A 12491-nucleotide genomic window follows, 5' to 3' on the forward strand; every position below is an offset into this window, starting at 1 on the left:
CAGCGGGGGAAGTGGCGAGCACAGCGAGCCGATAAGGGCGTTCGTGCAACACCCCCTTGCGGAAACCTTATGGGCAATATAGCTTCACGTTAAGTATATTCCAGCCTTCTCATATAACCAAAAATCCCCCTCCAACGGGAGGGGGATTTTCCTATGCGGCAAGCGCCGCAGTTTGTGACGTGAACCTTTTAGAACAGGAACTCAACGCGGCCGAAGAGCTTGGAGACCTTGTCATCCGTCGTTCTCGTGAAGTCCTTGCCCTTGAAGTACTTTGCGGAGAGAACAACATTGTTCCAGATCGTGTAGTTCGTGCCGAGCTCAACGCCCTTCGTGTAGCGAAGTGCACCATCGTACGTGCCCTCAACGGAGGCATTGCCGAGATGACGGTAGGAGACGTACGCGCCCCACGAACCCTTGTCCGCTGCATCTGCGCCCTTGTACTCAAGCGAGACCTGGCCAGACTTCTTGTAGATCTTCGCATCCGCGTTCTGTGCATATGCACCCGTCAGAGCAATGTTCTTGTCGAAGTGATAGCCGCCGTTCAGTGCCCAGACGTTCATCTTGTCCTTGCTCGGCTTGAGGCTATATGCGCCATTGAGGTCAGCGGAGCCAAAGCGATAGTAAGCGGCACCAGCCTGGAGGCTGCCATTCTCATACTGGAGCTCTGCGCCCTGATAGTTGGCCGTATCAGCAAAGTCTCCACCGTGGCTGTAACGACCAGCCTGGAGCTTCACCCGAAGATCCTTGCCGAAGCTAGCCTCTGCACCGGAGAACTCGCCATCAGCGACGATGGAGCCAGGAGCCTGGTACTGTCCCTCAGCAGTGACGAACTCCATCTTACCGAGCTTCAGCGAGAAGTTGTCGTAGTCGCCCTGTGCCCATGCACGCTTGAGAACAACACTGGAGCTGTCGTCCTTATCCATGTTGTAACCAGCATCAAGGCGTGCGTTCACATGCCAGTGATTGTTGACCTCTGCGCTCGGCTCGAGGCGGAAGAGAACCTCATCAGCGTTGTGCTTCTTCTTCGTCACACCATCACGCGTGAACGGCACGTCACGGCGCTCGCTCGTGTAGGTGTACTCGAGCTTGCCGTTCCACTTCACCATGTCAGCGTTGCGCTCAAGCTTCGTGACGCGGACGCCGAGGTTGTTCAGCTCATCAGCGAACTCAGCCGCGAGGCGGTCAACGAGTGCACGATCCGATGCGGACATGTTGTCCTTCGCCATCGCCTTTGCAACCATCTGCGCCATCTCATAACGCGTGATATTGCGGTCACCGCGATAGGTGCCGTCGCCGTAGCCCTCAACAACGCCGTCAGCAGCGAGCTGGGTTACAGCATCGTATGCCCAGTGATCACGGGGCACATCGGAGAACGGGTTCGCAGCAGCGAACGTGGTGCTTGCTGCACCGACAACGAGAGCCGTTGCAAGTGCGGATACGAGAGTCTTCTTCATAAGAAACTCCTCCTTCTGTAAAACAGATAGTATCTGATTTCCAAAGGAGTGAGATGTCGCTAAAGTGTCCATGTTTCCTTTTTGCGATTTATTCTCTTCCCTTGGAACGATTTCATCATACCACGTAAAAAAACAAATTGCAAGCCCTATTGTCAAAAAAATTTATACTTGGTTGTAATTTTAAGCTTATGTTTGCTCATTTCAGCCTCACTCCTCCACAAGCGCCACAGGAGACGGCACACGGACGCCGCGGCTGTTCGTAAAGATCTCGACCGCAACGCCAAAGACATCGGCGATGCGCGCCTCGGTGAGCACCTCGGCGGGAGCACCGGTAGCGACAACGTGTCCACGCTCTACGAGGACTATGGCATCGGCATACTGCATGGCATGTGCCATGTCGTGCAGCACCATGAGGATCGTCATGCCGTGCTCCTCATTGAGCCGCGTGATGATCTCCATGACGCGCAGCTGATGTGCGACATCGAGGTAGGTAGTCGGCTCATCGAGAAGCAGCAGGCGCGGCCGCTGACTGAGTGCCATCGCGAGAAAGACACGCTGCCGCTCACCGCCGGAGAGGGTATGCACCTCGCGCTCGGCAAACGCCGCGACATGCGCGGTCTCCATCGCCCACGCAACGGCCTCTCGGTCCTCAGCACCCGCACGCGTCTGAAAGAGCCCCGCATGTGCAAAGCGTCCGTAGGTGACGAGCTGCTCCACGGTCAGCCCCTGTGCCGCCGTACGTTCCTGCGGCAGGATGGCTCGCACGCGCGCGAGTTCCTTCTCTGAGTACGTCCCAAGCTCACGCCCGTCGAGCTGAATGTCCCCCGTATAGCGACGGTTCAGCCCCGCGAGCGCACGCAGGAGAGTGGTCTTGCCCGCGCCGTTTGGTCCGATGATCGCCGTGCGCGAGCCCGCTGCGATGCTGACGTTCAAGCTATGCAGAATTTCCTTGCCCGCAATCTTCACGCAGAGATTCTGCGCCCCCATTCCCGCACTCATAGCTGCCTCCTCAGGAGATAGAGAAAGAACGGCGCACCAACAACTGCCATGATGATCCCCACAGGCAGTTCGAGCGGCGAGAACATCAGCCGCGCCGCTGTATCGCTGAGTGTCACGACGGCGATCCCAAGCAACATCGCTGCAGGAAGCAGGAAGCGATAGTCCGAGCCAATCATCAGGCGAGCGGCGTGCGGTACAATGAGTCCGACAAAGCCGAGGAGGCCCACAACGGAGACGGCACTCGCAGCGAGGAGAGCGGCAACCGCCGTGAGGAGGATGCGCGTGCGCTCAACGGCAAGACCGATGCCGCGTGCCATATCGTCGCCAAGCTGGAGAATGTTGAGCCGCTGTGCCGCGAGGAGCGCGCAGAGTCCCGCTGCGACTGTGTACGGCAGCAGCATCTCAACGTGCGGCCAGCTGCGCGCGGAGAGTCCGCCGACCATCCACATGAGTGCACTGTGTACGCGGTCACTGTAGAGGATCATCATGGCCGAGATGCCCGCACCGAGGAATGCCGACACCGCCACACCCGCGAGGATGATGCGCGTCGGACGGATGCCGTCGCGCCACGCGAGGATGTAGATAAGGAGTGCCGCAAGCATCGCCCCGCCAAACGCAGCTGGTGTGATGAGCCACGCCGCCCCCGGCATCATGAGCATGATAAAGATGCCCGCAAGACCTGCCCCAGAGGAGATACCGATGATGTGCGGGTCGGCGAGCGGATTTCTGAGAATCGCCTGCAGAATCGCGCCCGAGAGCGCGAGGTTGATGCCGACGAGAGCTGCGACGATCGTGCGGGGCAGACGGATGTTCCAGAGGATTTGCGCGTGTGCCGTATCACGCGCGCCGCTAAGGATCGTCAGAATCTCTCCAAAGGGGATATCGACAGAGCCCTTCGCTGTAGAAAGCAGCATCGCAAATGCAGCGAGTGCGGCAAAGAGAAGGAGCAATGCAATGCGCTTTTTCATGGATAGATCAGCCTCGCCATATACTTCACCGCGGCCGGATACTCGATGCCGGGACTAAAGAGGAAGAGCTCCTGCGGCAGGTAGTAGACGCGTCCGTCACGGATCGCACCGACGCTCTGCCACGCGGGACTCTCGGCGAACATCGCCTCCATCGAGGCGCGAATCTCTGCCTCCTCCCCCATACTCGTCACAAAGATGATATCCGGGTTCTGCGCGACGAGCGTCTCCATGCTGTAGGGCGCAGCATCCGGGTTCTTGTCGAGCGCCGGCATCCCCGCCGCTGTATTCTCCCATCCGAGCATCTTCGCGATACTGCCGGCAATGCTGCCGTCCAGCTGGACAGAGAGTCCCTGCCCCGTGCTGTGGATGATGGAGATGCGCTTCTTCTCCTGCGGGATGGAGGTGCGTACCGCCTCGATGTCTGCGTCCATTTTCGCGACGAGTTCGTCCCCCTTTGCCTTCTCACCCGTGAGCGCAGCAAAGGTTCCAATCTCGCGCTTTACATCCTCGTAGCTCTTCATCTCGATGACGAGCGTCTTGATGTCATTCGCCGCGAGAGTCTCGATGAGCTTTTCATTCATGCCCTTGTTGATGATGACGAGATCGGGGGTAAGCGCGATGATCTTCTCCGTATCGATCTGGTAAACGGGGCCGATGGTCGCCGCCTTCTCTGCCGCGGGAAGCACCTTGGACTTCGTCACGGGACGGCCGACGACCTCCCCTCCGACCGCGTAGAGCGGCGCAATAAAGGAGGCCGATGTGACAACGACGCGCTCCGGCTTCTTGTCAAAGGTGACCGTACGTCCGTTGTCGTCCGTGATCGTCGCATAGCCGCCCTGCGTCGTCTGCTCAGCTGATGGAGCACCGCACGCCGTAAGCACAAGAGAGCAGAGGAGGAGCAGGACGAGTGTCCACTGTTTCATCATCATCATCATCAACTCCTTCGCGTGAGAATCGTGGAGAGATAGTTCAGCTTCTCGTCCGCGTGTGCCTCAAGATCGTGGATGACTCGCTCGCCGTCAAGACCGACACGGCTGACAAGCACAGCCTCCTTCGCCATATCATTGCGCCGCAGGAGGTCGATGATCTCTTCGGAGTTGCGGTACACCTTCATGACGACAGCGCTGCTCGCAACTGCCATAACCTCCTCGAGCCGCTTCTTGTCCGCCGTCCCCGGAATGATGGCAAGCACGTCATTCCCCTCGACGATGGGCCGCCCAACGTAGCTACCGATCGCAATGAAGGCCGGTACGCCCGGAATGGTAACGATGTCCACATCCTCATGCTCGAGGAGGCGAAATACGTAGATATAGGTGCTGAAGAACATGGGATCGCCGAGCGTCAGGAACGCAACATTCTTCCCTTCGTTCAGGAGTGCCAAGATCTCCGCCTTGTTTGCCTCCCAGGCACCCGTGTCCTCTGCAAAATCCTTAACCATTGGAAAGACCTGATAGACAATCTCGATGTCCTTCTTGAGATACGGGCGTGCAATCTCAAGGGCGACGCTGCCCTCCTTCTTCTCCGTCTTGGGCGCTATGAGGACGTCTGCCGCCTCAATCGCCTTGATTGCCTTTACCGTGAGCAGCTCCGGGTCGCCGGGACCGACGCCGATGCCATAGAATGTTCCGCGCATAAAATCTTCCTTCCGTTTCATCATATTTTCACACATCCGCACCGGTGGAAGAACAGTGCGATAGAGGGAATCGAAAAACCCTCCCCCATAGTACCTATGAAGAAGGGTTTTGTCAATTGCTAGGGATATATTGGCAGCAGGGAGCTATCCTGTTGCCGAAATTTTTAGGAGAGATTGGGTAACCTGTATTACATGAGCATCGCGAGCATCGTACCTGCTGCAACAGCCGTGCCGATAACGCCTGCGACGTTCGGACCCATGGCGTGCATGAGGAGGTAGTTGCCCGGCTTTGCCTTGATGCCAACGATCTGGCTGACGCGTGCTGCCATCGGAACAGCGGAAACGCCCGCAGAGCCGATGAGCGGGTTGACCTTCCAGCCCGTTGCGCGGCACATGATCTTGCCGAGGAGAACGCCTGCCGCCGTACCAAAGATGAAGGCGACAAGACCAAGGCAGATGATGAGGATGGTCTCGGTAACGAGGAAGCTCTCTGCACTCATCGTGAGACCCGTGCCAAGCGCGAGGAAGATCGTGACCGTATTGATGAGCGCGTTCTGCGCCGTATCGGAGAGACGATCCGTCACGCCGCTCTCACGGAAGAGGTTGCCCAGCATGAGCATACCGAGAAGAGCTGTGATGGACGGGAGGAGAAGGCTGATGAAGATGGTCGAGACAATCGGGAATGCGATACGCTCGAACTTCGTGACCTCACGCGCCTGCTCCATGATGACCTCACGCTCCTTCTTGGAGGTGAGCAGCTGCATAACCGGCGGCTGAATGAGCGGAACGAGAGCCATGTAGGTATACGCGGCGACAGCAATTGCGCCGAGAAGGTGTGGTGCCATTTTCGTAGCGAGGTAGATCGACGTCGGACCGTCCGCACCGCCGATGATACCGATGGAGCCTGCCTCCTGTGCCGTGAAGCCAAGCATCATCGCACCGAGGAGAGCAACAAAGACGCCGAACTGTGCCGCAGCGCCCATGAGAAGGCTCGAGGGACGTGCAATCAGCGGTCCGAAGTCCGTCATCGCACCGACACCAAGGAAGATGAGCGGCGGGAAGATCTCGTACTTGATACCCATGCCAATCGCAGACATAACGCCCGGCTCCTCAAAGCCGTTGAACGGAATGTTCGCAAGGATACAGCCGAACGCGATCGGGCTGAGGAGCAGCGGCTCGAAGTCGCGTGCAAACGCGAGGTAGAGGAGGATGAGGCCGACAAGAATCATGATGACATTGCCGCCCGTCATGCCTACGAACCCACTGCCATCGGCAACGGCCTGCAGGGAGACGGTAAATGCATTAAAAAAATCCATAATCTATCACTCCCTCCTTAGCGTGCCGTGCGCATGCCGCTCGTGCGGGCATAAGTGCGCCATGCGGGCTGCTCAGCCGGACGGATCGCATGGATCTGTTCAGCGCTGTAGCCGCATGCAGAAACAGCTGCCGCAATGACCGCGACAGTCTCCGCGCTCATCCCTGTCGAGGCGGATGCCTTCGGTGCAGATGCAGGAGCAGCGGCCGGACGTGCAGGCTCCGCCGCTGGCGGATCTGCCTTCTTCTTCGTCGGGTCGAGCTGATGGGTCAGCTCGATAAGCCCCCAGATCACGATCAACACGGCAAAAACGATTACCATGTTGATGATCATGATGACGAATGGGTTGTCGGTTACGGGTTGATGCATAAACTCACCTCATCTTGTTTTTCCCCCTCGCAGATTGGGCTGTGTTACCCATGCACAACACTTCTGCAAGGTTTATGTATATTGTGAAAATAGCACATTTTTTATTATGCTGGATTTCCAATGAATTTACAAGTCTATTTTCGTTTTTTCTTATGACTCTTTTGCATAATTTTTATGCATATCATTTTTAACCCGCGGCAGCCGTGTCAAACGAGCGCTTTACCTCGGCAAGAATTTTGTCGTAGCTGTCTCCCGGCTGCGCCTCGTAGAGCTTCTCACCATCGAGGAAAATGCTCGGCACATAGTAGTACTGTCCCGCGAACGGCTGTGTCTTTGCAGGCTCCTTGTTCTCGTCGATCAACTCAACCTGTACGTCGGCATAGGTGCCGCCCTCAGCGCGGAGTGCATCCATCGCACGATGTGCGTTTGCACAGTAGGGGCAGCCCGCCATCTCGATCATAGTGAGTGTTTTCATGGCAGTTCTCCTTTATTAGAGCGTTTTACAGTCCTCATCATAACATAAAATAATCTTTAATGCAAAAATGCTGCAAAGATCTCGTTGCCGACCTTCATGCCCGCTGGCGTGAGCGCAATATGTGTCGATGTGCGGCATAGGAGGCCCTCTATAATATATTTCTCAATCACTGCTCCATAGATATCTTCCAACGCCGCATCGAAGGTACGCGCAAAGTCGACCGCATCAATGCCCTCCGCCGTGCGCAGAGCGAGGAAGGCATACTCCTCCATGGCATTCTCGCGGGTACGCACAGCATCCTCAGGGGTGCGGACGGAACATCCCTCCCGGATGCCGCGGATATAGGCGCGCGTATCCGCCTCATTCCTCCAGCGCACGCCGTCGACATAGCCGTGCGCCGCTGCCCCGACGCCGAGATAAGGCACGTTCCTCCAATAGCCGAGGTTGTGCCGACTCTCAAAGCCTGGCCGCGCAAAGTTCGAGATCTCGTAACGATGATAGCCGCACGCGGGCAGTGCCTCCGTCAGCCAGTCATACATCTCCTCCGCCGCATCCTCGCTCGGCAGCGCAAGTTTGCCCGCCGCCTCTGCCGCTGCCATCGGCGTCCCCTCCTCGACGATCAGCCCATAGACGGAGATATGCTCGGGGGCAAGGGCAAGAGCTTCTTCCACGCTGCGTTTTAGATCGCCCAAAGTCTGGGTCGGCAGTCCATACATCAGGTCGAGGCTGACATTTGTAAAGCCCGCAGCGCGTGCCGCATGAAATGCCGCACGCGCCTCCTCCGCGGTATGGATGCGCCCGATGGCACGGAGCAGTCGGTCGTCAAAACTCTGCACGCCGAGGCTGAGACGGTTCGCTCCCGCTGCTTTGATCTGCGTGAGATACGCCTCGTCCACAGTGCCGGGATTTGCCTCAACGGTACATTCAATAGGATTTCCCGCCGTCTTCCGAAGATTCTCTAAGATGTCGGTGAGGAATGCGGGCGGCAAAGCCGTCGGCGTACCGCCGCCGATGTAGACGGTCGCCGCGTCACCCCAACGCGTGCGAAGCGGCGGCACCTCGCGCAGAATCTCCGCCCGAAGCGCCGCCGCATAGTCTGCCATCTCCACTCGTGTGTCATTTCTCACAGCAGCAGAAGAAAAGTCACAGTATGTACATTTTTTCACACAGTAGGGAATGTGGGCATAGATGCCCCATTTTTTTACGGCTGTGTCATTCGTCAATTTTCAGCACCGCCATAAATGCCTCCTGCGGCAGCTCTACACTGCCGACCGCCTTCATGCGTTTCTTGCCCTCCTTCTGCTTCTCGAGCAGCTTGCGCTTGCGCGTGATGTCGCCGCCGTAGCATTTTGCGAGAACGTCCTTGCGGCGCGCGCGCACGTTCTCGCGCGCGATGATCTTGCTCCCGATGGCCGCCTGAATCGGAATCTCGAACATCTGCTGCGGGATGATGCCCTTGAGCTTGACAGCAAGCTGTCTTCCGCGCGTGACGGCCCGATCTCGGTGAACAATGGTCGAGAGCGCGTCCACGGCATCGCCGTTGAGGAGGATGTCAAGCTTGACGAGATTGCTCGTCTGGTAGTCGATGAGTTCATAGTCGAGCGACGCATAGCCGCGCGTCGCGGATTTCAGCCGATCGAAGTAGTCGTAGAGGATCTCGTTCAGCGGAATATGGTAGATGACCATGACGCGCGTTGCATCGAGGTAGTCCATCGTCTGGAATACGCCGCGCTTTTCCTGTGAGATCTCCATGACCGCGCCGACGTAGTCCTTCGGCACGATGACGGTCGCCTTGACGCATGGCTCCTCGATGTGGTCGATCTCAGTCGTAGGCGGGAGGTCGGCGGGGTTGCTGACCTCTACCATCGTCCCATCCGTGCGGTAGACGTGGTAGACAACGGACGGCGCCGTCATGATGAGGCCGAGGTTGTACTCGCGCTCGAGGCGTTCCTGTATGACATCCATGTGGAGGAGACCGAGGAAGCCGCAGCGGAAACCAAAGCCAAGTGCGATGGAGGTCTCCGGCTCGAAGACGAGCGCAGCATCGTTGAGCTGCAGCTTCTCAAGCGCCTCACGGAGGTTGTCGTAGTCCTTGCTGTCCTCGGGATAGAGTCCACAGAAGACCATGGGCGTGACGCCGCGATAGCCGGGCAGTGCCTCAGCCGCAGGCCGCTCCGCGCTCGTCACGGTATCACCCACGCGCACATCGCGCACGTCCTTCAGTGCGCCGGCGATAAAGCCGACCTCGCCTGTGTGGAGTTCGCCCGTATCGACGGGCTGCGGACGGAAGCATCCGACATCCGTCACGTCGAAGGTCTTGCCCGTCGCCATAAGCTTCAGCTTCATACCCTTTTTGATGCAGCCCTCTTTGATGCGCACGTTTGCGATCACGCCCTTGTATGGGTCGAAATAGGAGTCGAAGATCAGCGCGCGCAGGGGTGCCTCTGCATCGCCCTCCGGCGGCGGCACGAATGCGACGACGGCGTCAAGGATCTCCTTGATGCCAAGCCCGGTCTTTGCCGATGCGAGAACAGCTGCGCTCGTGTCGAGTCCGATGGTATCCTCGATCTCCGTTTTTACACGATCCGGCTCTGCGCTCGGCAGGTCGATCTTGTTGATGACGGGGACGATCTCGAGGTCGTGCTCCAGTGCAAGGTAGACGTTTGCGAGTGTCTGCGCCTCGACCCCCTGCGCTGCATCGACGACGAGAAGTGCCCCCTCGCACGCGGCAAGGCTGCGCGAGACCTCGTAGTTGAAGTCAACATGCCCTGGCGTGTCAATGAGGTTCAGCTCGTACATCTCACCGTCCTCGCCGCGATAGTCGAGGCGGACCGTCTGTGCCTTGATCGTGATGCCGCGCTCGCGCTCGAGATCCATGCTGTCGAGCACCTGCGCCTCCATCTCGCGCTCACTGAGCGTGCCCGTGTACTCGATGAGCCGGTCGGCAATCGTGGATTTGCCGTGGTCGATGTGGGCGATGATGGAAAAATTGCGGATATGCTTCTGATCCATAGTGTTCCCTTTCCCCTGCTCTGTTTCTTTATGATGTGATCACATCGAACACGTCTCGCTGCGTGTTTGTGACAAAAATCTCAATCTCTCCGCGCTCGGCGGCAAGCTCTGCATAGAGCTGCTCCACGAGAACGGGGAGGACGGGCGCCTCTGTGCCGAAGTGCCCCGCGTCGATGATGTGCATGCCCTGCTCGACGGCGCGCTGTGCCTCGTGATACTTTACATCACCCGTAACGTAGACATCCGCGCCGCGCCGCACGGCATCGTCGATGAAGTCCGCGCCCGCGCCGCCGCATACGGCAACACGGCGCACAGGCCGCGCGGCAGCAGCAGCGAGGCGAACATGTGAGACGCCGAGGCGCTCCTTGACCGCATGGGCAAAGTCCTCGATGGACAGGGGCGTTGGAAGCGAACCCACACGCCCAAGGCTCTCGGTCACACCGTCCTCCTGATGTGTGATGACAAACGCGGAGAGCTTTTCGAGTCCGAGGCGTTCGGCAAGTACGTCGTTGACGCCGCCATGTGTGATGTCGAGGTTCGTATGTGCGGCGGCAACTGCTATATTGTGCGTGAGGAGAGCGGTGAGGCGGCGCCCGAGCGGGAGGTCAGTACGCAGCTGCTTCATGCCGCGAAAGATCGCGGGATGATGTGCGACAATCATATCTGCCCTGCGGTCGATTGCCTCTTGTGTAACGGCGTCGTCCACGTCAAGCGCGACAAGGATGCGGCTGACCTTCTGCGCGCAGCTGCCGACGAGGAGTCCGGGGTTGTCCCAGTCCTCGGCAAGGCGGCGCGGTGCGAGGCGCTCGAGCGCGTTCATTATCGTTTGGCAGCTAAGCATGATGTCCTCCTTTGCATCTGTATCGCCGCTCCCTCCGAGCCTGTGAGGGAACGGCTTGGATTCAGCACAGTGCAAGCATCGTTCGCAGTGCCGCGAGCAGCGACACCGTTTCACGGTACTCATCACTCTGCCGTGCCTTCTCGCTCGCATTCATGCCGGCAGCGGCGCGGGTAAGCTTTGCGATCTTTGTCTCAATATATTCCCGAAGAAGAGGATCTCGCTTTTCAAAGATTTTTGCACCGATATGAAGAAATACGTCATCTGGCATCTCTGCGGCGCCGTGCTCCGCACGAATGATCTCGTAAAGGTGTCCGCCCGCGCATGCGAGCGTCTCATCGACGATGTCCCATCCATGTTCGTAAAGCCAACAGCGCAGTTTTGCCGCGCCATTCATGGGCTGGAGGACGAGCGTCTGCACATCGGTGAGAATATCAGGCGCGGCGTCCAAGATCTGCGCAATCAGGGCTCCCCCCATGCCTGCAATGACGATGGCCTCTGCCTCGCCCGGGATGAGTACCGACAGTCCGTCGCCCTGCCGCACATCGATCTCACGTGTGAGGCGCCATGCCTGCGTCGTGCGGCGTGCCGCAGCACATGCTCCCGCACTGAGGTCACCAACAACGGCGCGGCGCGCAGTCCCCTCCATGACGAGGGTCGCGGCAAGATAGGCGTGATCGCCGCCGATGTCGGCAAGTGTTGTGCCATGCGGAACAAATGCAGCAATTGCCGCAAGGCGTTCGTCCAGCTGCATATGTGCCCTCTCCTTTCCGCCTGGGACTCACATCACAAAGATTTTTGCAGACATAAGAAAGGAGTGTAACTGCTGCGTTACACTCCTGTTTTTAACAAATGGCTCCTCGAACTGGACTCGAACCAGTGACATTCTGATTAACAGTCAGACGCTCTACCGACTGAGCTATCGAGGAATGTGTCAGACGTTGATATTATAAGGGCAACGTCCCCCTATGTCAAGCAAAATGTTGGTTGCACTCGCAAAACATACGTGTTACAATCAAAACAGGCACTGCCATACGGTAGGCGGTTAGTCCCCTTGGAAGGGGGCGATGCTTATGACTCTTTACGATTTTTTAACAGTCGTATTTCTCATAACGATCTGTGTCGTAGCCTTAAGGGCATAAGAGAACCCGCCTGCAGGTACCAACTTTAGGCGGGTAATCTTACCTAATACTGAGTTTGGGAACTGACCGTTTTACCGGTAGTGCCCTTTTCATATGCTTATTATACGACATTTCTCCGCACGCGTCAACTACTCGAGAAAATCACGCAGCACCTTGCTGCGGCTCGGGTGACGCAGCTTTCGCAGGGCCTTTGCCTCGATCTGGCGAATGCGCTCACGCGTCACGCCAAAGCTCTGCCCGACCTCCTCGAGCGTGCGCGAACGCCCATCCTCGAGTCCAAAGCGCA

At 58.0% G+C, this 12491-nt stretch carries 13 protein-coding genes and 1 tRNA gene; all 14 read right to left on the reverse strand.

Going from position 1 to position 12491, the window contains the following annotated elements; genetic code table 11:
• Window positions 1-188 precede the first annotated feature (188 nt).
• Entirely contained in the window at window positions 189-1454 is a 1266-nt protein-coding gene (locus HMPREF1992_RS04755; protein ID WP_037358608.1) for an S-layer homology domain-containing protein, read from the reverse strand.
• Between the two features lie 207 nt (window positions 1455-1661).
• Complete coding sequence (locus HMPREF1992_RS04760) at window positions 1662-2453, reverse strand: ABC transporter ATP-binding protein (protein WP_021684728.1); 792 nt, start codon at window positions 2451-2453, stop codon at window positions 1662-1664.
• Window positions 2450-3421: an iron ABC transporter permease gene (locus HMPREF1992_RS04765; protein ID WP_021684729.1), complete on the reverse strand. Its 972-nt coding sequence runs from the start codon at window positions 3419-3421 to the stop codon at window positions 2450-2452. Before HMPREF1992_RS04765 ends, HMPREF1992_RS04760 begins: the two co-directional genes overlap by 4 nt.
• The gene (locus tag HMPREF1992_RS04770) at window positions 3418-4344 is read right to left on the reverse strand and encodes an ABC transporter substrate-binding protein (protein WP_037358653.1); all 927 of its coding nucleotides are present in this window, start codon (window positions 4342-4344) and stop codon (window positions 3418-3420) included. Before HMPREF1992_RS04770 ends, HMPREF1992_RS04765 begins: the two co-directional genes overlap by 4 nt.
• 11 nt (window positions 4345-4355) lie before the next feature.
• Window positions 4356-5054, reverse strand: coding sequence for a precorrin-2 C(20)-methyltransferase (cobI, locus tag HMPREF1992_RS04775; protein ID WP_037358611.1), 699 nt, complete (start codon window positions 5052-5054; stop codon window positions 4356-4358).
• A gap of 188 nt (window positions 5055-5242) precedes the next feature.
• Window positions 5243-6370, reverse strand: coding sequence for a sodium ion-translocating decarboxylase subunit beta (locus HMPREF1992_RS04780; protein WP_021684732.1), 1128 nt, complete (start codon window positions 6368-6370; stop codon window positions 5243-5245).
• A 17-nt stretch (window positions 6371-6387) separates the two neighbouring features.
• Window positions 6388-6738: an OadG family protein gene (locus HMPREF1992_RS04785; RefSeq protein WP_021684733.1), complete on the reverse strand. Its 351-nt coding sequence runs from the start codon at window positions 6736-6738 to the stop codon at window positions 6388-6390.
• A 187-nt stretch (window positions 6739-6925) separates the two neighbouring features.
• The gene (locus HMPREF1992_RS04790; RefSeq protein ID WP_021684734.1) at window positions 6926-7213 is read right to left on the reverse strand and encodes a hypothetical protein; all 288 of its coding nucleotides are present in this window, start codon (window positions 7211-7213) and stop codon (window positions 6926-6928) included.
• Between the two features lie 56 nt (window positions 7214-7269).
• Window positions 7270-8436, reverse strand: a complete 1167-nt coding sequence (hemW, locus tag HMPREF1992_RS04795) for a radical SAM family heme chaperone HemW (RefSeq protein WP_037358613.1) — start codon at window positions 8434-8436, stop codon at window positions 7270-7272.
• Window positions 8426-10225, reverse strand: coding sequence for a translation elongation factor 4 (gene lepA / locus HMPREF1992_RS04800; protein ID WP_021684736.1), 1800 nt, complete (start codon window positions 10223-10225; stop codon window positions 8426-8428). The genes hemW and lepA overlap by 11 nt, the downstream gene beginning before the upstream one ends.
• A gap of 28 nt (window positions 10226-10253) precedes the next feature.
• A complete protein-coding gene (locus HMPREF1992_RS04805; RefSeq protein ID WP_037358619.1) occupies window positions 10254-11066 on the reverse strand; it encodes a Nif3-like dinuclear metal center hexameric protein in 813 nt (270 codons plus the stop codon).
• A 61-nt stretch (window positions 11067-11127) separates the two neighbouring features.
• Window positions 11128-11817, reverse strand: a complete 690-nt coding sequence (locus HMPREF1992_RS04810; protein WP_021684738.1) for a class I SAM-dependent methyltransferase — start codon at window positions 11815-11817, stop codon at window positions 11128-11130.
• Window positions 11818-11916: 99 nt separating this feature from the next.
• Window positions 11917-11992, reverse strand: a tRNA-Asn gene (locus HMPREF1992_RS04815).
• Between the two features lie 341 nt (window positions 11993-12333).
• Window positions 12334-12491 (reverse strand): sigma factor-like helix-turn-helix DNA-binding protein (locus HMPREF1992_RS11150; protein WP_021684739.1); only part of this gene is annotated, 158 nt, incomplete at its 5' end.

Origin of the sequence: Selenomonas sp. oral taxon 892 str. F0426 (assembly GCF_000468035.1) — a bacterium.
In the GTDB taxonomy this organism is placed as follows: domain Bacteria; phylum Bacillota; class Negativicutes; order Selenomonadales; family Selenomonadaceae; genus Centipeda.